This is a genomic window from Paenibacillus sp. EKM211P, from assembly GCF_011066175.1.
In the GTDB taxonomy this organism is placed as follows: Bacteria; Bacillota; Bacilli; order Paenibacillales; family Paenibacillaceae; genus Paenibacillus; species Paenibacillus polymyxa.
The window spans coordinates 459,766-481,994 of record NZ_JAAMNS010000001.1; the positions used below are offsets into that span (position 1 = coordinate 459,766).

The window sequence follows — 22,229 nt, forward strand, 5'->3', positions numbered from 1 at the left end:
AATAACGCCCCTAGAACATACGACGCGAATTGACAGATAACTTGCCGGAAGGGTATGCTTTTAAAAGCCGAACGATGATGAATAAAAGCGAGGTTACCCGAAAATATGCGAAAATTTTTAAAATGGCTAGGTATTTCTGTGACTGCTGCAGTCCTTTTAGTGGGCGGATATTATGCTTATTCTATATATCATTTTACGAACCAAATTTCGGTTGCTTCCGGACAGGATTCGAAATTTAAACCGCAAACCCAAACTTCAACCAATGTACAACCTGTAGAGGTATCACTCCCACCGGAATGGGATGGAACAGAAAGAGTAAATATTCTGCTGCTTGGCGGAGATTCCCGTGGAGAAGATTCAGGGCGTTCTGACTCGGTTATGGTTGCTTCTGTTGATCCGGTTACGAAAAAGGCCACCCTTATGTCGATTCTTCGTGATACGTATGTCAAGATCCCGGGTCATGGGCAAAGTCGATTGAATGCTGCCTTTTCCTACGGTGGGCCGGATTTGACCAGACAGACTGTGAGCGACCTTCTGGGCATACCGATTCAATATTATGTATATACTGATTTTAATGGTTTCATTGCACTGGTTGACTCTGTAGGTGGTATTGACCTGGATGTCGAAAAAGATATGCATTACACGTCCAAGGCAGACAAACACCAGTTTGATATTGACTTGAAAAAGGGAATGCAGCACATGGACGGTAAAACAGCCTTGCAATATGTACGTTTCCGTCATGATGCGACTTCGGATTTTACACGTACGGAGCGACAGCGCAAATTCATTACCGAACTGGGCAGTAAAATACAATCGACCTCGTCGCTCATTAAACTGCCAAGTATTTTAAATAGCATTTCTCCTTATATTGAAACGAATCTGAGTACAACGGAAATGCTGCAGTTGGCTTCATTGGGTTTTAATATCGATGCTAAAACAGTAGCGAAGCAGCAAATCCCGCCAAATGAACTGGTGCGCGGGGAAACCATCAAGGGTGCACAGGTGTTGGGTGTGGATGAGCGGAAGCTCAAGCGGTTCATACAGAATCTTTTTGATCAAGAAAACAAACCTGTGACTACGACAGTGGAGGCTGCCACCACGACAAATGATACTCCATAACCATTCAAAGCAAGCGAAGTTCGTACAATAACGTACAACTTTGTTTGCTTTTGTGTTTATTTGGGTATAACCTTGTATATTTTGTTCCAAAAATATATCGTAATTATGAAGAACGTATACTCATCTGTCTAAAGAGAAGGGGAATGTCATGTGGAAATAACTCCGGCATGGAAAGACCGGTTTAAGAAGTTTTTTCTGAACAACAAGTTTGTGTTATTCCTGTTGGTACTGCTGCTGATCGGCTTGAATATCTTAGTGCTTACCAAAATTTCATACATATTTACCCCTGTCATCGTGCTGCTGAAAACGATTATTCTCCCTGTCATTTTGTCCGGTGTATTGTACTATCTGCTCAATCCGTTGGTAGATGTACTGGAGCGGAATAAGGTAAAGCGAGTATACTCCATTGTTGTTCTGTTTTTGCTCATTATAGGGATTATCGCTATTGTGGTTACGTCGGTGGTACCTGTGATCCGTGATCAGATACAGGGCCTTATCCAAAATGTCCCTGCTTATACCGAGCAAGTCAAACAACAGTTTGAGCGACTGATTGGCAGTAACTTTGTGAACCAGTTCCAGAACACCATTCAAATAGATCCATCTGAACTGGCCTCCAAAGCTTCTGAAAAGTTATCTGGCTTTATCAATAATGCATGGACGGGGGTGGGAAGCTTTTTGGGTGTGATTACGGAAACTGTGCTTGCGATCGCTACGGTTCCGTTCATTCTGTTCTATTTGCTGAAAGATGGACACAAGCTGCCGCAGTGGATTCTAAAAATGCTTCCACCTATGTTTCGTAAAGAGACAGATCGTATCATGACCGAAATGAATCATCAGGTCAGCTCGTACATTCGTGGACAAATTATTGTTAGCTTCTGTATTGGAGTGCTGCTATATATAGGTTATCTGATTATTGGATTGGACTACTCTTTGACGCTTGCGGTCATTGCGTCTTTTACGAGCGTGGTTCCCTACTTAGGTCCTGTAATTGCCATTACACCCGCGTTAATCGTAGCTATAGTTACCTCACCGATCATGCTGCTCAAAATGGTTATCGTATGGACAGTTGTCCAGCTTATTGAGGGTAAATTTATTTCACCACAAATTATGGGCAAATCGCTTCGAGTACATCCGATTACGATTATCTTTGTTATTTTGACAGCAGGCAATTTGTTTGGTGTGGTGGGGATTGTACTGGCTGTTCCAGGTTATGCCGTCTTGAAAGTCATCGTGACCCATCTGTTTAGTTTCTTTCAAAAGCGTTCACATCTTTATGAAGCAGATAAAGTAAAGTAAAAAGCAGTCTCTATGAAAAGTAAACATGACTAATGGGCGCGTTAAATCTACTATTTTGCCCCTCTTGGTTAACTGTGGCTTTACGTGCTATACTTAATGCCTATTCTTATTCCAAAATAGAAAGGTCAGACTTTTTATGATAAAACTCAGCATTCTTGACCAATCTCCGGTATCGGAAGGCATGACGCATGCACAAGCATTACAAAAGACTGCTGAGCTTGCTATAGAGGCGGAACGTCTGGGTTATCATCGCTTCTGGGTATCCGAGCATCATGCAGCTTCTAACCTTGCAGGCTCCAGCCCCGAGGTATTGATTTCACACCTGGCTGCTCGTACCCAGACGATTCGGGTAGGGTCGGGCGGTGTGATGCTGCCCCATTACAGCGCTTATAAAGTAGCGGAAAACTTCCGGGTACTGGAGGGATTGTATCCGGGGCGCATTGATCTGGGTCTGGGGCGAGCGCCCGGAGGAATGCCGATTGCTACCAGAGCTTTGCAGGAGGGGAAAATGCGGGGCGGCATTGATCTGTACCCCGAGCAGCTGGATGATCTGCTAGCCTACTTGCACGATAGCACAGGCAGCCAGCATCGCTTCGGTTCGCTACAGGCGATGCCGCTCGTAGAGACTGTGCCGGAAATGTGGCTGCTTGGCTCCAGCGGTGATAGCGCGGGTCTGGCCGCCGAGCGTGGCGTAGGCTTTGCGTTCGCGCAGTTTATTAATGGTGAAGGCGGCACAGGTGCTATGAAGGGATATCAGGAAAACTTCCAGCCTTCCCAGCATAGTGACCAACCGCGTTCGCTTGTCTCCGTATTTGCGATCTGTGCGGATACTGAAGAGGAGGCCAATCGTTTGGCATCCAGCATGGACTTGTCCCTGGTGCTTTTGGAACAGGGAACGCGTTCCGCAGGAACACCTTCCGTCGAAAAGGCGCTTGCGTATCCGTATACGCCATATGACCGGATGCGCATTCGTGAGAATCGCAAGCGTATGGTGGTTGGTTCACCCGCACAGGTCAAGCGTCAGCTTGAGCAATTATGCAAGGACTATAATGCACAGGAGATCATGGTTGCGAGCATTATTCACGACTTCGATGCCAAAATGAAATCTATACGTCTCATGGCTGAAGCATTTGGACTGTCCTCTGTACAGGCTTAATGCGAATGGCCAGAATCAGAAGATCACAGCTTGAGGGCTGTGATCTTTTTTTGTGAGTTAACACTTGATAATGATTATCAATATCTTTATTATATAAAGATAGAATGAAGTTTTGATGAATGTCGTGCGTTAAGCCCGTGATTATATATATTGGATTAGGGAAAGGGATGATTCCAAATGTTTCGTCTGAAAACGGCAAATCTGGATATTGCTTATGAAGATCGATTGATAGTAGAAGATCTGAATGTAGAAATACCGCAAGGGAAAATTACAGCGTTGGTGGGTGCAAATGGCTCCGGTAAGTCGACCATTTTGAAAACGATGGCTCGCATCATGAATCCTAAAGGCGGTAGCGTTCTGTTGGATGGTAAATCCATTCATAAGCAATCCACCCGGGAGGTAGCCAAGCAGTTGGCTATTTTGCCGCAGAATCCGACGGCACCGGAAGGATTGACCGTGACGGAACTGGTATCATACGGACGTTTTCCCTATCAAAAAGGTTTTGGTTCCATGAAAGCGGACGATCGCAAAATGGTAGAGTGGGCCATCCAAGTAACAGGAATGAGCGAATTTCACGATCGTCCGATTGATCAGCTTTCTGGGGGGCAGCGTCAGCGTGCCTGGATTGCTATGGCGCTTGCACAAGATACGGATATATTGTTTTTGGATGAGCCGACTACATTTTTGGATATGGCGCATCAACTGGAAGTGCTGCATCTGCTAGAGTATCTGAATACTTCGGCAGAACGCACCATTGTTATGGTCGTGCACGACTTGAACCACGCAGCCCGCTATGCTCAGCATATGATTGCGATCAAAAAAGGGAAAGCGAAGGCGGTAGGAGCCCCGACGGAGGTTATGACCCCAGATGTGCTGCGTGAGGTGTTCGGGATTGAGGCGGATATTGTTACTGATCCTCGTACGGGGGTACCACTCTGTCTTCCGTATGCTTTGGCTGGTCAGCCTGCGGTAAGCCAAGCAGTAAAGGGAATGAATGTAGAAGAGAAACAAACGGTGGGTTCTGTTGCCGAGCGGCGTGATGCTAGACCACAAGTAGCAGCAAGAGGTTAGAGGGTGCGCCAAGTGGCAGCATCACGGTAAGGTTTTGTGAATATTGGCATGTCCGTCACGTTTTGGGTAAAATAGGTTGAGAACCTAAACCAAGCGACACGAAGGAGGATGCTATATGTCTGTCTATTCATATAATGCCGTAACACCAGCTAATCAGGAGGTTTCTCTGGAAACTTACACAGGTAAAGTGCTGGTTATTGCGAATACCGCTAGTAAGTGCGGACTTACCCCGCAATATGGGGATTTGCAAAAGCTTTATGACGAATATAAGGATCGGGGACTCGTTGTTTTAGGCTTCCCTTGCAACCAGTTTGGCGGTCAGGAGCCGGGCAGCAGCGAGGAAGCGGCTGAATTTTGCCAATTGAATTACGGGGTTAATTTCCCGGTATTCGCTAAAGTGGATGTGAACGGACCAGATACAGCCCCTCTGTTTGAATATCTGAAGAAGCAACAGCCTGGAGAACAGGAAGATGGTACAATTCAGTGGAATTTTACAAAATTCATTGTGAATCGGGAAGGTGTGCCTGTGGGACGCTTTGAGCCCAAGGAGTCACCGGAAGCGATGAAAACGGCCATTGAGCAGTTATTATAATAGCTTCGTGTAATTTCAAAGTATATGTGTAAACAAGGTCTGATTTCCGCTTGTCTTAGGGGAAACGGACCTTTTTTTATTCCCTACATACGCATTTGCCTAAAGATTGACGTATCGTGGGAAAGTCTGTTCCAGGAGCATAATCAAGAGGCAGGTAGGGAAAACTGAATGGAGCAAAAAAAGATTTCAGCAAACGGCTGAGTTCAGATATCCTTGCCTTTTAAAATGTGGACAAATTGTGAATATCATAAAAAGCTATTGTAATGTGAAAAATATCACACTATAATAAGCGCATGAAGTGAAATAAATCACAAGAAGTAATGAGTTATCTAAGTGAAAGTATTCACAATTATTATACATTTTATGCCCACACACCAAGGAGGAATTCAACATGAAAGTAGCAGTTATCGGATGTACACACGCAGGTACGGCAGCCATAGTCAACACAGCTAAATGTTATCCAGATGCCGAAATTACGGTCTATGAGCGTAATGACAATATTTCATTTTTATCTTGTGGTATTGCACTGTATGTAGGTGGTGTCGTCAAAGATCCGCACGGATTGTTTTATTCGTCCCCAGATCAACTGGCTGATATGGGTGTAGTGACCAAGATGCTTCATGAGGTAACGAGTGTAGATACAGCGGGCAAGACGCTGCATGCACGTAATCTCCAAACCGGTGAGGAATTTACGGATACATTTGATAAATTGATTGTGACTACTGGATCGTGGCCAATTATTCCGAAGCTGGAAGGCATTGAACTGGATCATATTTTGCTCTGCAAAAACTATAATCATTCGAATGAAATCATTGAGAAAGCCCAACATGTACAGAACATTACTGTCGTGGGAGCTGGATACATTGGTGTTGAGCTGGTAGAAGCTTTTCAAATGAACGGTAAGAACGTAACGCTGATCGACAGTGCTGATCGTATATTGAATAAGTATTTAGACCATGAGTATACAGACCGGATTGAGAATTCCCTGAGAGAACATGGCATTAAGCTGGTACTTGGCGAGACAGTAAGTCGTTTTGAGGGGACTAACGGTAAAGTAAGTAAGGTCGTGACCTCCAAAGGAGAATATGAAACAGAGCTTGTTATACTCTGTATCGGTTTCCGACCTCAAACGGATCTGCTCAAAGGTCAGGTAGATATGTTGCCTAACGGTGCGATCATTGTGGACAATTATATGCAAAGTAGCTGCCCAGACGTGTTTGCAGCAGGCGACAGTTGTGCAATTCGTTATAATCCGACTGGCAAAACAGCTTATATCCCATTGGCGACCAATGCGGTTCGTATGGGTACGCTGGTGGCGCGTAATCTGGTACAACCTACCATTGCCTACATGGGAACACAAGGAACCTCGGGTATCAAAATTTACGAAGATAATATTGCGGGAACAGGAATGACGGAAGCCGCAGCAACGGACGAGGGGATGACTGTAGAAGCTGTAACCATTGAGGACAGCTACCGTCCTGAGTTTATGCCGACTTCTGAAAAGGTGTTGCTGAAGGTTGTATATGAGCAGGAGACACGGAGAATTGTTGGGGCACAAATTATGTCGAAGGTCGATTTGACACAATCCATTAACACCCTGTCTGTAGCCATTCAAAATCATATGACCATTGATCAGTTGGCCTTTGTCGATTTCTTCTTCCAGCCGCACTATAACAAGCCTTGGAATTTCCTGAACGCGGCAGGTTTGCAGGCATTGCCTACAATATCCGAACGGAACCCAGTTACTGTATAATCCGATTTGTCTGTGACATTGTTCATAAGTTTGTCAACAATCTGAAAGCGTACGGATGAATCCTTATAGTACAATATAGAGAGCATAAGGATTAGGGGGAGAAGTAGATAATGGGTTTGTTTTATATCCTTTTTCTTGTAGTTGTCGCAGCCATCGGTCTGGGCGGAGTACTTTGGTTCTTGAAAGCCGTTGAAAAGGAAGAATATAATTAAATGTAAAGCGCATAGCAGCTCAGTAGCAGTAGATGTAATAATATAGAAAGACAGTCCTTTTTCGAGGGCTGTTTTTTTTATAGTTGAGAAAGTGATTTTTTTCACAAACAAAATCACTGATTTTAAATAAAATATGAAAGAAGAATATTTTGTTTAAAAGATATTAAAGGAGCGGGGGCAGATGGCAAGCTATAAACCGGGGCAAATTGCCGAAAAGACGGTGGAAACAGGAGTGGCCAAGGCGAACAACCCGTGGACTGTGGCGGTGGTATTGGGATTTTTGGCAGGTGCATTTATTGCACTCGGGTTTTTGCTGGATATACGCGTTATTGCAAGTGCACCTAAAGAATGGGGAAGCATTGCTACCTTTATTGGAGCTGCGGTGTTCCCTGTAGGTCTGGTGTTAGTTTTGATAGCTGGTGGGGAATTGCTGACCGGCAATATGATGGCAGTCCCTTTGGCAAGATGGGCAGGACGAATTAAGACAGGAGCCATGCTTCGTAATTTGGCAATTATTACGCTCAGTAATTTTGCAGGTGCATTATTTGTTGCATTTTTCTTTGGGCATGTTCTAGGCTTGACCGAAACGGGTCCTTACCTGGATAAAGTGGTGGATATGGCAGGACATAAGCTGCATGAAAGCTTTTTGCAGTCTTTTATATCAGGTATAGGATGTAACTGGCTCGTAGCACTTGCTGTATGGTTAGCGTACAGCACAGACTCCGTTGGTGGAAAAATTATGGGAATTTGGTTCCCGACCATGGCCTTTGTTGCTATTGGATTCCAGCACGTTGTTGCCAATATGTTTCTCATTCCGGCGGCTATATTTGCAGGTCATTTTTCGTGGGCAGAGTATGTTATGAATTTCATTCCGGTCTGGTTGGGGAATTTGGTAGGAGGCAGTCTGTTTGTGGCTGGAGCCTACTGGCTGGCCTATCTGAAAAAAACTCAAGCCAACACACATTCCGTGAATGAACCTCAAACTACTTCTTCAGTTACATCCAAGCCGTTGAGTGATCATGCATAATCACGTTACTTTATGAAGCAATAAACAAAGCAAATCCGCCATGACAGGCCCGGGGGAACGAAACCTGTCATGGCGGATTTTTTTGGGAGTGGTCCATGATTTGGCATGGAGGATGAGTGTGCTCTCGTCCATAATGCCTTGATCTCTTTTACCCTGGGTATGTAATGATGAAACAGAATGATAAAAAAATAATTATACTTTTTAAAATCCGTTTTGCTCTATGCAGCAGACGGATTTTTTTTTATATTTTGGAGAGCTACTGTGTGGTAAAATCCTTCTCTTGCCATAGGCCAAAGCTGTAGATATGATAAGAACAGTGTAATTTTTGGAAACGGTAACGGAAAGGAGCATTTAACCATGGATCATCGCAATAGCGCGCCTCTTGAGGCCACACTTCAACAAAATCTACAAAGAGGACAGCGGATGACGGAGCAGCAGAATGGTATTTTTCCGGCTGTATGCCCGTTGGATTGCCCGGATACGTGTGGGCTCCTGCTTCACAAGGAAGATGGAAAGATAGTCAAGGTGACTGGTAATCCGGATCATCCCATTACCAAAGGGGCTATATGCAACAAAGTCCGCAATATGACCGAGCGCGTATATGATCCGGATCGGGTGCTTTATCCGTTGAAGCGTGTAGGTGCCAAAGGGGAAGGGAAATTTGAACGAATTAGCTGGGAGGAAGCGGTCGATACCATTACAGGTCGGTTCAAGGAGCTGATACGTACGGATGGACCGGAATCCATACTCCCCTACAGCTTTTATGGCAATATGGGCGTATTGAGTGTGGATGGAATGGATCGTCGCTTTTTCAATGCACTGGGTTCAAGCCAGCTGGATCAGACGATTTGTAGCGTGGCTGGGAATGAAGGCTGGGCATCCGTTATGGGGTTTAAGGGCGGCACGAGCCCGGAGGATACAGAAGATGCAGAGCTCATTATTGTATGGGGTGGAAATGTCATAAGCACCAACATGCATCAGGTCGTATTGGCTGAGAAAGCACGTAAAAAAGGTGCTAAGGTGGTCGTAATTGATGTTCATCGCAACCGGACGGCGCAATGGGCGGATTGGTTCATTCCATTATATCCGGGTACGGATACGGCGCTTGCGCTGGGGGTTATGCATGTACTGTTTGATCAGGGACTGACAGACGACGAATTTTTACATCGCTATACTGTAGGTCACGAGGAACTGCGCGAGCATGTTAAGACCTATACACCAGAGCGGGTTTCGCGGATTACCGGCGTGCCGAAAGAGGATATTATCCGTTTGGCGGAAATGTACGGAAAGGCGCGAGCGGCCTATATCAATATTGGAAATGGGCTTCAGCACCATGATAATGGCGGTATGAACGTACGCGCAGTTACATGCTTGCCTGCACTCACTGGACAATGGTTGAAGCACGGCGGAGGAGCGTCGCGCTCCAATGGCGCTTATGCCAAGATTAACAGCGCCCATCTGGAGCGTCCTGATCTGCGACAGAACCCGGATGCCCGGGTGATCAACATGAACCGGATTGGAGAGGCGCTGCTACAAAAGGAACAGCCGATTAAGGCGTTATTCGTATATTGTAGTAATCCGGTAGTTGTAGCACCCGATTCGCAACGGGTAACGGAGGGATTTGAACGAGAGGATCTGTTTACGGTTGTTCATGACCTGTTCCTTACTGATACGGCCTGCTATGCAGATATTGTGCTGCCTGCTGCGTCTTCTTTTGAAGGAACAGATCTATACAAATCGTATTGGCACCACTATATCCAGATGCAGAAGCCTGTTATTGATCCGTTAGGTGAAAGCAAAAGCAATTATGAGCTATTTAGCCTGCTCGGACAGGCAATGGGCTTTGATGAAGCTGCCTTTACGGAAAGTGAAGAGGATATGATCGCAGGCGCGCTTGATAATCCAACGAACCCTTATCTCAATGGTGTAACCTTGGATGCCTTAACAAAGTTGCCTTTTGTAAAGCTCGATATGACGCCAAAGGCTACTTATTTGGAGCGTTTAACTACTCCTTCAGGCAAGATCGAGTTGTATTCGGAAAAGATGAAACAAGCAGGTCTGCCTGCATTGCCCTCCTATGTACCGCTGGTCGAAGGGTATGACGGAGAGCATCGGCCGCAAGCGGATGACCGTTTTCCATTGATGTTTGTTTCACCGCCAAACCATAATTTTTTGAATTCTACATTTGCTAATTTGCCCAAACATCAGCGCTTGGAACGGGAGCCCTTGCTGCAAATTCACCCGGAGGATGCTCAGGCAAGAGACATCGCAGATGGTGATCCGGTTACCGTCTGGAATGACAGGGGAATGTATGAATTGAAAGCCAAGGTCACCGATCTGATGCTGCCCGGCACGGTGATTAGCCAAGGATTATGGTGGAAAGGCAAAGGACGCAGACAGCGCGCCAATGCGTTAACCTCTGACCGGCTGTCGGATATGGGGCAGGGGGCTACTTTTTTCTCAACGGTGGTGAATGTGAAGCGCCAATGAGAAACTGCCTTTCATGGCGCCAGGTGCAAAAGGAGAAGTAAAACATATGAAATGGTTGGAGTCTTATCCGAAAGAAGTAAAAGTATTTCTCATTGCCAGCCTGATTAATTCCGCCGGAAGTTCCCTCATGTGGCCGCTCGTTAGCATGTATGTATTTGACGAACTGAACCGTAGTATGGAAGATGCGGGGATTGCAATTTTAGTGCAGTCTTTAGGCGGAATTTTCGGTCAAGTGCTGGGCGGAGCCCTTTATCATCGTATTGGAGCCAAGCAACTGATTGTCGGCTCACTGGCCATGAATGCGTTGGGACTTCTCTCGCTTCCATTTACCAGTGGTCATTGGGTAGCTTTTGTCATCATGATGGGCATTATCGGCTTTTTTAATGTAGTATCCGTGCCTGCGATTCAGGCTTTTGTAGGTTTTCGTTTTGCTGACCGACGTGGAGAGCTGTTTAATATCATTTATGTCGCGAACAATATTGGGGTGGCACTCGGAACGGGACTGAGCGGCGTTCTGGCCGACCTTTCCTATCAGCTCAGCTTTGTGATGAACGGGGTGACTTCTGCGGTATTTGCTGGATTCTTCTGGTCTTATCTAAGCAGGGTAGATCGGGAAGAGGGAGAAGTCCAGCTCAGCAAGTCTGTGATGAAAAAAGAAGAAATACCCGCTCGGTTGCTGTTTCGTGATACCAGGCTGTATCTCTTTGTGGGGTTAGGCTCGCTTTTTTTATGGTTCGGCAATTCGATCTGGAATACGGGAGTCTCTCCCCATATTATTGAACAGGGCTTGCCTAAAACGATGTATGGATTATTATGGACGTTGAATGGTATTCTCATTTTTGCCGCACAACCTATTATTTTCTGGATCAAACGGCTGTACGCTCATCACGCTTCTGCGCAAATGACATGGGCTGGAGGATTTTATTTGGCAGCTTATATTGTCATACTGGGCACACAGAACTATACTGGGATGATATTCGCTATGGTACTGGCGACTCTGGGAGAAATGCTGATTGCACCTGCGGTTCCAGCATTCCTGTCTGATCATGGAGGTCGGGGCGCCCCCTTTTACATTGGACTTGTGGGGGGCATTGGTGCAGCCGGACGGGTGATGGGACCTTATTTTATGGGAAAGTTGTATGATGGCGGTGGGTTACCTCCTACACTTTGGCTGGCAGCGGGCGTAGCGGTGTTGTCGATTCTATTTTTCGTCCTGCATAGCTGGTTGAATCGTTACCGTCACAATATGGGTGATTTTGACACTTCTTCCAAGATGGACGTTCCCAGTCCTTAAGTCCTAATAAAAGTTCAGTAATGAGCTGCGATTATGGTACAATAAGTGACGAATGGTTGCAGTTATTGCTTCAGGAAAGCCTTCACAGGAAGGATTGAAAGGAATTGTTTACAAGTCAACCCTTGACGATACGTCATTCGGAGATGAAGGATGCTCCTGATCTGATTGCGCTGGATGAATTGGTATGGAATGAACGCACGGCTCCTGCTTCGCTGTCATGGAAGTCGCGCGGAGAGTTTCTGCGCAATACGCCTCCAGGCTCTCAACTGGTTGCCATCGAACAGGAAGTGCTCTGCGGGTATATTGGATTTCGTCCTCCAACGCTGTTGGCTAGTAATTGTCATGTGCTCGAAATAAATATAGCTGTGCGTCCAGACTATCATCGCAAAGGTATTGGGACGGCGCTCATGAACTCCATGAAGGAGATTGCAGCTGCGGAGGGCATCCGCAAGTTAAGTTTGCGTGTACTGTCCTGTAACACGGAAGCCCTTATGTTTTATGAAAAATGCGGTTTTGCAATTGAAGGGCGGCTGCATGAGGAGTTTTATATCGCAGGCCAATTTGTGGATGATGTTCTAATGGCCTATTTCTTAAAATAGACCGGATGATACAGACAGGCAGCAACATTCGGTTGTGATGTCCAGTTCATAATCAACAACGCCGCAGACCTGATCAGGCCTGCGGCGTTGTTGTGCAGTACAAGGCTATCGAAGTTGCTTCCATTCATTCTGGAGCATACCATACACTGCGTGGTTCATATAGCCATCTGGCAGCAACTCTGCTTCGCGTACAATGCCTTCGAGCACAAAGCCCAGGCGTTCTGGAATACCGCGGCTGCGGCGGTTTGTCGTTGCACAACGGATTTCGACCCGATGCAAGTCCAACTCCATCAACGCATATTCGACGAATACGCGGCAGGCACTGGTCATGAGACCCTGTCCTTCGTAACCGTGCCCAAGCCAGTATCCGATGCTAACCGAACGGTGAGCCCAATTGATCTCATGGTAGCTGATGATGCCAGCAAGCTCGTTGTCTATCCAAATTCCAGCGGTCAGGCTACCGTTCTCTGCGGCTTGTTTCAAGGCGCCTTGCACGAACTGCTCTGTATGGCTGATTTCCGTGGTGGAGTCTACCCATGGAAGCCATTGACGCAGACGGTCACGGGACATTTCGATCAGCTCAAACAGAGGCTGCACATGCTCCTTGGTGAGCGGCCGAAGGACTGTGCGTTCGTCCAACGCATATGTAAACATGATTAATCCCCTCTTTCACTCGGAAAATCGCTAAACCAGCCAGTCTAGCATTTAATCCCATGCTACCTTATTCTGCGAGAGTCGTCAAAAGGGAGAGGAAGCTTCAAACTTTATAGGTCCCACCCGGAACCGCCCCTGCTCGTATACATATTTCAGATCCAAATCCCCTACAAATTCGCTTGGCGATACGCTACCGGATACAGTGGCATGGAGTGGGAATTGTTCGGCGTCATACATTACAACAGAGCTAAAATCGAGATGCTTTGTAAACTGGGCTGGATCATCGTAAAATACAGACGCTTTGGGGTCCATCGTGTGTGTAGTACCGTCAATCATAACAGCGATATGTACCTGGCGGTTGTGGTCACGTAGCTCCACGGAGCTGTGTACTCGCTGGGATACAGCATTTTCCGCTGATTCAACGGCATATTCCTCCATTGTCTGTACGTTAACAATATGCAACTCCTGCAATTCCACACCCGTTCCCGAGGCACGCGTGAGAATGACAACGGCTTCACGGATCCCGTCTTCGTTTACATCTCTGTAAAATAACTGTGGTGCGGTGGAAATATCCGCCGAGCCCGACCACTGGAATGTTCGGCGCTGCTGGCCGATTTCCAGTACGGCTGAATGAAAGAGCCCCTGAGACGGGCTCACGGCATATAAGCGGACAGATGAGTCTTCTGGCGCGCTGGCCAGCGGATGAGATAATGCAGTTTCGGTCACCATGCTTGAAGAAGGATGATCGGTAGTCATAACGGAAGAGGACAGTAGCATAGACAGCAGGATGACGATCAACAGCTTAAACACGGGTGGGTCTCCTTTTCCGGTAAAATAAAAGATATATACACTATAACGAATTTATTTGCCGAAAATGTTAACTCTTTTTCATAACTTGCATCTTTTTTTGCTGAAGAGAGCATCCCGATTTTCATTTTATTGAGTTATGCGGTGTGAAAGGGTATATTTAAGGGAACAGGTTGTATACAGATTATACGGAAGAAAGGTTGATTAGTGTGGAGAAGCCGATTACTCCCCCCAATTTTATTAAAAATGTTATTGAAGAGGATTTACGTACGGGTAAGGTCAAGGAGGTTGTTACACGCTTTCCACCTGAACCCAACGGATATTTGCATATTGGACATGCTAAAGCCATCTGGATCAATTTCTCGTTGGGAGATGAATTCGGAGGACGCACGAACCTGCGCTTTGATGACACCAATCCGGCGAAGGAAGACACGGAATATGTGAACTCCATTCAGGAGGACGTAAAGTGGCTTGGCTATGAATGGGAGGAGAAACATTTTGCCTCCAATTACTTTGAAGAGATGTACAAGCGTGCTATCCTGCTGATCCAAAAGGGGAAAGCCTACGTAGATGACCAAAGTGCGGACCAAATCCGTGAAACGCGCGGAACACTGACAGAACCGGGACAAAACAGCCCCTATCGGGATCGCAGTGTGGAAGACAATCTGAAGCTGTTTGAAGAGATGCGTGCAGGCAAATACCAGAATGGTGAAAAGGTGTTGCGTGCCAAGATTGATATGGCTTCGCCAAACATCAATTTGCGTGACCCGGTTATTTACCGTATTTCACACACGGCCCATCACAATACAGGCGATACCTGGTGCATCTATCCGATGTATTCCTATGCTCATCCGCTGGAAGATGCAATTGAGGGCGTAACCCATTCGCTTTGTTCGCTTGAGTTCGAAGATCAACGACCACTGTACGATTGGGTTGTAGCTGAATGCGAGATGGAAAACGTACCTCATCAATACGAATTTGGACGGCTAAATCTAGCTCAAACGGTAACCAGCAAACGTAAGCTCAAGCTTCTGGTTGATGAAAAACACGTAGACGGCTGGGATGACCCGCGGATGCCAACCATTTCCGGTTTGCGTCGTCGCGGCTATACGCCAGAGGCCATTCGCAGCTTCGTATATGAGACAGGCATTTCCAAAGCCTACGGAGTCATTGATTTGCAGGTGCTGGAGCATTTTGCACGTGAGGATTTGAAGCTTAAGGCTCCTCGTACGATGGCAGTTATAGATCCGTTGAAGGTGGTCATTACGAACTATCCTGAAGGACAAGTGGAAATGCTGGAGGCGGAGAACAATACAGAAAATCCGGAGCTTGGAACACGCCAAATTCCGTTTTCTCGTGAGATTTATATTGAGCGTGAGGATTTCATGGAGAATCCGCCGAGCAAATACTTCCGTTTGTTCCCTGGTAATGAGGTGCGTCTCAAACATGCTTACTTCATTAAATGCAACGATGTCATTAAGGATGCGGACGGTCGTGTAACGGAGATCCACTGTACCTATGATATAGAAACCAAGAGTGGATCGGGCTTTACGGGACGTAAAGTGAAAGGTACAATCCATTGGGTTGAGGCTACTCAGGCTGTTCCGGCTGAATTCCGTTTGTATGAGCCATTGATTAACGCAGAGGAACCAGAGGTGCTGGAAGAGGATGGATCGGAAAAAACATTCCTTGATCAATTAAATCCGAACTCTTTGGAAATTGCTCATGGCTATGTGGAGCGGAATATGAAAGAAGCACAATCGCAGGACAAGTTCCAATTTTTCCGTCATGGTTATTTCAGTGTAGATCCGAAGCTTTCCAAACCGGGTGAGCCTGTATTTAACCGTGTGGTATCATTGAAAAGCTCTTTCCAATTGCCTAAGCAATAAGACGTTGGAAACAGTGGGACGGATGGTTGCTTCGTGCGACCAAGTGAAAAGGAGTCTGCCAACGGCAGACTCCTTTATTTTACGCACAACCGTTCTTCAGAGCATGACCATTGACTTGGAGACACTCTATTGTCGTTGTGGTGCTTCTTCTATTGGTTTATGCTCGCCTGGTTTGTGCTCGCCGCCATGCCCTGGCTGGTAGCCGTTCTTGTACAGCATATACCACATGATAGCGAATCCCGCAGAGCCCAGCAGGGCGAAGAAGACACCTGCATGGTACATCATTTCACCGCCGAAGTTCTGGAATAGCCAACCGCCAGCAAAACCTGCTACGATACCGGATATACCACTCCAGGTCAAGGTATATACGGCCTGTCCGGATGATCGGTATGCTGCAGGAGTGAACAGGACGGTCAACTGGGTGCCTACATAGAAATATCCACCGAAGGTGACACAATGAAGTGCCTGAATGAACACGATCTGGATCGGGTCTGTAGCCAGCGCCATGAGTTCCCAACGTAAGGCAAATAGCAAACTGACGAGTGCCAAACAGCCGACCATCACGGTCATTTTTTTCCTCAAGAAGCGATCAAACAGTAAAAAGACAATAATTTCGAATACCGATGACATAAAAACGGCAAAACCAAGCATCAGCTTGGACCCACCCAGTTCGGTGATGTACAAGGACATAAAGGCGCCGTTGATTGAATTAGGAATTGATACAAGGATGCCTAACAAAATGAAGGATATGAAATATCCGTTTAATATAATACTGCCAAAGCCACGCAAATGAATGGTTGCCGTCTCCACAGTGCTTTTCAGTGGTGGAATTGCCAAAGTGCAGATCAATGCAGCTAGAAGAAGTATCGTAAAGATAGTCGATATACTGGATACTCCTGTGTGGTCAACAACGATGCCGGCAACTGCCGCAGTCACAGCCCAACCGAAGGAACCCCATATGCGAAATGAACCAAATTTCCGGTCTGTGCCCTCAATATAACTGAGAATCAGGGTATTGCTTTGGGCAAATAACGGGCTTTGAAAAAAGTAAAAGCCAATCATCGACACATAAATCATGACATACGTGTGAACATGAAATAAAGCTTGGAGCAGTAACAGTGTACCTATAATCATAAATAGTAGGATACGTCGGAGATTTCGGCTGCGGTCGCTTGTATATCCCCAGAAAGGATTCGCGAATACAGATACAAAAGGTCCGATGGCCATCAGACTCCCGATTTCCAGCTTGTCCATGCCGATATCTTGTAGATACAACGGAAAGAAGCTGGAGAAAATGACCATAGCTCCATATAGAAAAAAGTTATATAGCTTTAGGGAATATAGGGGAGTCTCTTGAATTTCTCTCTTTTGCAAGACAAGCCATTCCTTTCTTAGCCCGATAGAGAACTACGCACCGATGTCGATCTGTGGGAATGTTCTTTATTCCAATGTATCATGTGTTGAAAGGGTTAACAAACCAATAAAATTACAATTATGTAAATTTCAATTTTGTCCAAAATTCCATATGCATATTTGTGATTGTTTTTAGAAAAAAAGGAGGAGTTTTCCGTGGAAGTGACTGGTATTATCATCGCAGGAGGACGTTCCAGCCGAATGGGACAGGATAAGGCCCTGCTTGAGATTGAGGGAGCTACTATGCTTGAACGGACATTTATTACCTTACAGCAGGCGGTCCAACGGGTGGTAGTAGTCACTCGTGACGATCAAGAATATGGACTGAGCGGTATTGAGACTATATCTGATATCTATCCGGGTATGGGACCCTTGAGTGGTATTCATGCAGGCTTATCTGCATCTACTACCGAATGGGGAATAGTCGTGGCCTGTGATATGCCTTTTGTACAGCTGGAAGTGCTGCAAGCCTTGCTCGTTTTAACTGAAAAGTGGGCGGCACCCAAAGAAGTAGCGGAATCACCACTGCAAGCGGTAATTGCTTCTGTGGCTGGACGTATGCATCCTTTGCTGGGAGTGTATCATCGGAGCATACTGCCATCTGCTGAGGAACGTTTGCGGAATAAACGGCTCCGTCTCACCGAATGGTTGGAAACGTTGAATGTTCGTTATGCCACTATAGAGGACATGCCGGGAGTGACAGAGAATATGTGGCACAATGCCGTGTTCAACATGAACAAACCTCAGGATTACAAGCTTGTGTTAGAGCAGTTCCGGAAGGATTAGAAGCATTTAGAGAATATTAGGCAATGAATTTGGGGGAGTACATAACATGCTGGAAGCTATTATTCATGCCGTTTTATTGGCATTGGGATTGATTTTGCCTTTAGGGGTACAAAATGTATTTGTGTTTAATCAGGGGGCGTCCCAGTCGCGGTTTCGCAATGCCTTGCCTGCGGTCATTACAGCGGGTGTCTGTGACACCATTCTGATCACGCTTGCAGTTGGGGGAGTATCCCTCATTTTGCAGCAATTTCTATGGCTCACGAATGTGCTTTATGCGGCGGGCTGTTTTTTTTTGCTGTATATGGCTTGGACTCTTTGGAGGTCCAAGGCTGCTTCCTCGGGAGAAAGTCAGCCGATGCTGCCGAAACGCCAGATGATCTTTGCCGCTTCGGTATCGCTACTGAATCCACATGCCATACTTGACACGGTTGGTGTAATTGGAACCAGCTCCCTTCAATATAACGGCGGGGAACGTTGGGCCTTCGGTCTGGCTGCCGTGTCAGTATCGTGGATATGGTTTGTGGGTCTGGCAACGGCGGGGCGGCTTGTAGGACGTATGGATTCAGAAGGAAAGTTTGGTACTATGCTCAACAAAATATCGGCACTGATTATTTTGGGTCTGGCCATTTATATGGCGATAACTTTTATGACTAGTATGTGACCCAAGCCTTGTTAGAAGAAAAATTTCAATAAAGCGAATACCCCGCTCAAAGCAAAGGGGACACCGATCAAAAACAACATAAAGGCCAGACAGCCTGCACCATTTACACCGCCAGCAATTCGGGCGTCCCGAGGGTTGGCCGGATTGTATAATACCTTAATCTTGCTGCCAACCCGGTTGAGGCTGAGATTGGTACTATAAGGATTCCAGAATTCCACGACTTCACCTGAAGCGGTATAGAAGCGTACCTTTAATCGGCGGGTGTAGCTGGTATCTACCGGATCATCACGGTCAAAAGGAACGACATCTATGTCTACTTCGATATGCGCGTCAACGATTTGCCCTTTGGTACGGACCCAGTGGCGTTTACGATAACGGTGGCGACGGATCGTTCTGAATCCGAAATAGATGAGCAGCAGACCGATCAAGCTGAACAACGGCATGAGCAGATCGGAGCTAAAATGAAACCAGTACACATTGAAGTCAATTGAAATGATAATCTACTCCTTTAAACAAGCGATAAACAATATATCGGAAATACTTAGGAATAGTTTAATTTTTCCATAGAGAATAGGGTGGAGATGAATGGAGTATAAAAAAAAGATCCGCTTCCCCGGGAAGTGGATCTTTTTAATAGCTGTGCGGACTACTTCTTGCTCGTTTGGGACATGTCAAAATCAACATCCTCGATAAATTCGATAACCTCACCATTAGGGCTGTGGACTAATGCATTGGTGACTAGTAGAGGAGGTTCGCCAAGTGTAAGCTGATTGGGTTCCACAAAGGTTCTTGCTCCGTGGACAAGGGCTTTTTGGTATATTTCATCCACATTGTCTACGTAAAATGCGAGGTGTAATAAAGCCCCATGAGCAATATCCTGCTCGGATGCAGCCTTTTTCCCTTGGGCAGGAATGACGGCATCGTTATCAAAGATCTCGAGACAGGTTCTTTGGTCAGGTGAGATCAGCATGGAAGCTTCTTGAATCCGAAAGGATGGAAGACTCCAGTGATGTCCTCTTTTAAATCCCAGTACTTCGGTATAAAATGCAATGGTTGCTTGATAATCACGGGCTTGGATGGCCACATGAGCTAGTCCCTTCACACTCATTTCAGATCCTCCTTATATGTAAGTAAACCTTATTATATGAATAATTATGTGCTACATATATATTTAAAATAAGCTTTTTATACTATATTGGTTATGAAACCGAAGATATTTTAGATGAAAAACGTTACTTTTTAAATTCGAATCAGGAGGTACTTGATATGCAGCATCACATAGACGAGATAGACTACAAAATCATGAAATTGTTACAGCATGATGCGCGAATAACGATTTCCCAAATCAGCAAAGAAATTTCGATGTCACAACCGTCCGTTAAAGAAAGAATGACCAAGCTCGAAGAACGAGGGATTATTTCTGGATATAATGCTGTATTTAATTTACGGGAACTGAATCGAGGGACAACTACGTTTATTCTGATAAAGACAGAACATTGCCAAGAGCTGATTGATTTTTGTAAGGAGGCGAAGGAGGTTACCGATTTGTTTCGCATCAGCGGGGAATTTAATTATCTCATTAAGGTACAAAGCGCGTCTGTAGAGGAAATTGCAGAGTTTCAGGATTCACTAGTCAAGCTGGGGCCTTCCAAATCGCATATTTGTATGAAAAATATACTGGAAAACAGGGTTTTGTTGTAAGTCATCCGGCAACGCATATTTGGAACATAAATCATTCAGAAAGCTATTATTCGTAACATTAAATTAAGCAAATAATTTGGATGAAATAAAAAAAAGTGACGCTGAATTACACCAGCGTCACCGTAATTCCTTGCTTCAGACGTTCCACGTCCTGAAGCTCGATCTTGCCGGCCATGGCGTGCAGAGCTGCCGCCGTGCCGCAGGCCGCTCCCTGTCGTAGCATGGCAGGGAGCTCCAGCCCCGCCACCGCGCCGCTAACCAGCCCGGCGACCATGGCGTCACCGCTGCCGAGCGCGCTGACAATGTCCGCGTCCGGCAGGCTTACGCGGTAGCGTGCATCGCGCGTTACCGCTAGCGCCCCGCGTGCGCCGAGCGAGATGACTGCCAACTGAGCTCCGGCTTCCAGCAGCTGTGATGCCGCCGCTTCAGCGGCATCTGGGCGCGTGGCGTCGATCCCCGCGAAGCGGGCGGCCTCTTCCTCGTTAGGCTTTACGAGGTCGGGCTTCCCGCGCAGCCCCAAGCGCAGCGCTTCGCCGCTCGCGTCCAGCGCCACGCGCGCGCCGCGTTCCTTTGCCAGCGTGCACAGCTCGGCATACAGATCGGACGGGCAGCCGGGTGGCAGGCTGCCGGAGAGAACGACCCAAGCCGAATCCTCGGCAAGGGTCGCGATTTTGCGCCGCAGTGCGGCTAGTTCAAGCGGCCCAACGGTCGGGCCGCTCTCAATCAGCTCGGTCTGCGTGCGGGCAGCCGGGTCGAGCACGGTTATGGCGAGACGGGTTTCCCCGTATGCCGTTTCGATGAAATCGGCGCTTACGCCCTCCGCGCTCAACCCGTCGATGAGCAGCCGTCCGGTATGTCCAGCTACAAACCCGGTCGCCCGTACAGGCTGACCTAGCGTGCGAATGACACGAGCGGCATTCACGCCCTTGCCGCCTGGTACCGTTAAGCCCCCTTCAATGCGGTGGACGGCATTCAGTCCAAAGCCTGCAACCGTGTAGATTTTATCCACTGCTGCGTTAAGCGTTACGGTGGTAATCACAAGGCATCACTCCTTTAAGAAATCAGCTTTAAGCCCAATGCTGCGGCAAGAATCATGGCGATGAATAAAACACGCAGTACGCTTTTTTGCTCACCATACAAGAACATGCCTGTAATCGTACTGCCGACGGTTCCAATGCCTGTCCATACGGCATAAGAAGTTCCCATCGGCAAACTTTTCATGGCGAAGCTGAGCAGAGAGAAGCTAAGAATAAAGGATAAAATCATAAGTGCTAAAGCCTTCCACCCTTTACCGACCGTAACTCCCTTCATGCCGATGACTCCAAGCACTTCCGAGCAGCCCGCGATAACCAATGCAATCCAAGCCATTATGCACCACTCCCTTCCTGAGCATCACGATCGGTAACTAACTTCAAGCCGATCACACCTGCTAGCAAAAGGGCGATTAGCAGCGTTTTGGACCATTGAAACGGTTCCCCGAAAAGCAGCATTTCGCCTACGACGGTTCCCCCTGTCCCCAGTCCGGTAAATACAGCATACACCGTGCCTACAGGCAGACGCTTTGCAGCCTTCATGATTAAATAAAAGCTGGCCACCACAGCCAGCACAGTTACAGCCCAGGTGAGTTCAGAATCTGCATGCTTCAAGCCTGATACCCATACGACCTCAATCAGGCCTCCAACAAAAACGTAAATCCAACTGCGATTCAT

22 protein-coding genes are annotated in these 22,229 nt (G+C 46.7%); 14 read left to right on the top strand and 8 right to left on the bottom strand.

Features of this window, described 5'->3' with window-relative positions; translation table 11 throughout:
* Positions 1–105: 105 nt before the first annotated feature.
* From G9G57_RS02145 to G9G57_RS02190, 10 genes are all read left to right on the top strand, one after another.
* On the top strand, positions 106–1,119 hold the full coding sequence (locus G9G57_RS02145; protein ID WP_016822838.1) for an LCP family protein: 1,014 nt from the start codon (positions 106–108) through the stop codon (positions 1,117–1,119).
* Positions 1,120–1,269: 150 nt separating this feature from the next.
* Positions 1,270–2,415: an AI-2E family transporter gene (locus tag G9G57_RS02150; RefSeq protein ID WP_016822839.1), complete on the top strand. Its 1,146-nt coding sequence runs from the start codon at positions 1,270–1,272 to the stop codon at positions 2,413–2,415.
* Between the two features lie 136 nt (positions 2,416–2,551).
* Positions 2,552–3,571 carry an LLM class flavin-dependent oxidoreductase gene (locus G9G57_RS02155; RefSeq protein WP_164964419.1) on the top strand — a complete coding sequence of 340 codons (1,020 nt, stop codon included), beginning with the start codon at positions 2,552–2,554 and terminating at the stop codon, positions 3,569–3,571.
* A gap of 177 nt (positions 3,572–3,748) precedes the next feature.
* Complete coding sequence (locus G9G57_RS02160) at positions 3,749–4,642, top strand: ABC transporter ATP-binding protein (RefSeq protein ID WP_016822843.1); 894 nt, start codon at positions 3,749–3,751, stop codon at positions 4,640–4,642.
* Between the two features lie 115 nt (positions 4,643–4,757).
* On the top strand, positions 4,758–5,234 hold the full coding sequence (locus tag G9G57_RS02165) for a glutathione peroxidase (RefSeq protein WP_016822844.1): 477 nt from the start codon (positions 4,758–4,760) through the stop codon (positions 5,232–5,234).
* A gap of 391 nt (positions 5,235–5,625) precedes the next feature.
* On the top strand, positions 5,626–6,987 hold the full coding sequence (locus G9G57_RS02170; RefSeq protein ID WP_016822845.1) for an FAD-dependent oxidoreductase: 1,362 nt from the start codon (positions 5,626–5,628) through the stop codon (positions 6,985–6,987).
* Positions 6,988–7,380: 393 nt separating this feature from the next.
* Positions 7,381–8,226 (top strand): formate/nitrite transporter family protein, encoded by an 846-nt coding sequence (locus G9G57_RS02175; RefSeq protein ID WP_017427158.1) that lies wholly within the window; start codon positions 7,381–7,383, stop codon positions 8,224–8,226.
* Positions 8,227–8,583: 357 nt separating this feature from the next.
* Complete coding sequence (locus tag G9G57_RS02180; protein WP_017427157.1) at positions 8,584–10,716, top strand: molybdopterin-containing oxidoreductase family protein; 2,133 nt, start codon at positions 8,584–8,586, stop codon at positions 10,714–10,716.
* A 46-nt stretch (positions 10,717–10,762) separates the two neighbouring features.
* A complete protein-coding gene (locus G9G57_RS02185) occupies positions 10,763–12,010 on the top strand; it encodes an MFS transporter (RefSeq protein WP_038978175.1) in 1,248 nt (415 codons plus the stop codon).
* A 104-nt stretch (positions 12,011–12,114) separates the two neighbouring features.
* Positions 12,115–12,609: a GNAT family N-acetyltransferase gene (locus G9G57_RS02190; protein WP_016822850.1), complete on the top strand. Its 495-nt coding sequence runs from the start codon at positions 12,115–12,117 to the stop codon at positions 12,607–12,609.
* A 105-nt stretch (positions 12,610–12,714) separates the two neighbouring features.
* Here G9G57_RS02190 and G9G57_RS02195 read toward each other — a convergent pair whose 3' ends face one another.
* Both G9G57_RS02195 and G9G57_RS02200 read right to left on the bottom strand, forming a co-directional pair.
* Positions 12,715–13,263 (bottom strand): GNAT family N-acetyltransferase, encoded by a 549-nt coding sequence (locus tag G9G57_RS02195; RefSeq protein ID WP_013373475.1) that lies wholly within the window; start codon positions 13,261–13,263, stop codon positions 12,715–12,717.
* Between the two features lie 84 nt (positions 13,264–13,347).
* The gene (locus G9G57_RS02200; RefSeq protein WP_017427156.1) at positions 13,348–14,073 is read right to left on the bottom strand and encodes a hypothetical protein; all 726 of its coding nucleotides are present in this window, start codon (positions 14,071–14,073) and stop codon (positions 13,348–13,350) included.
* 206 nt (positions 14,074–14,279) lie between these two features.
* Between G9G57_RS02200 and G9G57_RS02205 the strand changes: the two genes are divergently transcribed.
* Positions 14,280–15,959, top strand: coding sequence for a glutamine--tRNA ligase/YqeY domain fusion protein (locus G9G57_RS02205; protein WP_038978192.1), 1,680 nt, complete (start codon positions 14,280–14,282; stop codon positions 15,957–15,959).
* Positions 15,960–16,085: 126 nt separating this feature from the next.
* On the opposite strand, the gene G9G57_RS02210 is transcribed toward G9G57_RS02205, so the two are convergent.
* Entirely contained in the window at positions 16,086–17,333 is a 1,248-nt protein-coding gene (locus G9G57_RS02210; RefSeq protein ID WP_016822853.1) for an MFS transporter, read from the bottom strand.
* A 195-nt stretch (positions 17,334–17,528) separates the two neighbouring features.
* Here G9G57_RS02210 and mobA point away from each other — a divergent pair, with 195 nt between their 5' ends.
* Positions 17,529–18,158 carry a molybdenum cofactor guanylyltransferase gene (gene mobA, locus G9G57_RS02215; RefSeq protein ID WP_017427154.1) on the top strand — a complete coding sequence of 210 codons (630 nt, stop codon included), beginning with the start codon at positions 17,529–17,531 and terminating at the stop codon, positions 18,156–18,158.
* A gap of 46 nt (positions 18,159–18,204) precedes the next feature.
* Complete coding sequence (locus G9G57_RS02220) at positions 18,205–18,819, top strand: LysE/ArgO family amino acid transporter (protein ID WP_017427153.1); 615 nt, start codon at positions 18,205–18,207, stop codon at positions 18,817–18,819.
* 11 nt (positions 18,820–18,830) lie between these two features.
* On the opposite strand, the gene G9G57_RS02225 is transcribed toward G9G57_RS02220, so the two are convergent.
* Together G9G57_RS02225 and G9G57_RS02230 are read right to left on the bottom strand one after the other, a co-directional pair.
* Positions 18,831–19,295: a DUF3592 domain-containing protein gene (locus tag G9G57_RS02225; protein ID WP_016822856.1), complete on the bottom strand. Its 465-nt coding sequence runs from the start codon at positions 19,293–19,295 to the stop codon at positions 18,831–18,833.
* A 170-nt stretch (positions 19,296–19,465) separates the two neighbouring features.
* Positions 19,466–19,927 (bottom strand): VOC family protein, encoded by a 462-nt coding sequence (locus G9G57_RS02230; protein ID WP_017427152.1) that lies wholly within the window; start codon positions 19,925–19,927, stop codon positions 19,466–19,468.
* A gap of 158 nt (positions 19,928–20,085) precedes the next feature.
* Between G9G57_RS02230 and G9G57_RS02235 the strand changes: the two genes are divergently transcribed.
* Positions 20,086–20,520: an Lrp/AsnC family transcriptional regulator gene (locus G9G57_RS02235; protein WP_017427151.1), complete on the top strand. Its 435-nt coding sequence runs from the start codon at positions 20,086–20,088 to the stop codon at positions 20,518–20,520.
* 106 nt (positions 20,521–20,626) lie between these two features.
* Here the strand turns inward: G9G57_RS02235 and G9G57_RS02240 are convergent, their stop codons facing one another.
* From G9G57_RS02240 to G9G57_RS02250, 3 genes are read right to left on the bottom strand one after another with little or no spacing between them, the layout of a single operon-like run.
* Positions 20,627–21,559, bottom strand: a complete 933-nt coding sequence (locus tag G9G57_RS02240; RefSeq protein ID WP_017427150.1) for a 1-phosphofructokinase family hexose kinase — start codon at positions 21,557–21,559, stop codon at positions 20,627–20,629.
* Between the two features lie 14 nt (positions 21,560–21,573).
* Complete coding sequence (locus G9G57_RS02245; RefSeq protein WP_016822860.1) at positions 21,574–21,888, bottom strand: DMT family transporter; 315 nt, start codon at positions 21,886–21,888, stop codon at positions 21,574–21,576.
* Positions 21,888–22,229 (bottom strand): DMT family transporter, encoded by a 342-nt coding sequence (locus tag G9G57_RS02250; RefSeq protein WP_017427149.1) that lies wholly within the window; start codon positions 22,227–22,229, stop codon positions 21,888–21,890. The genes G9G57_RS02245 and G9G57_RS02250 overlap by 1 nt, the downstream gene beginning before the upstream one ends.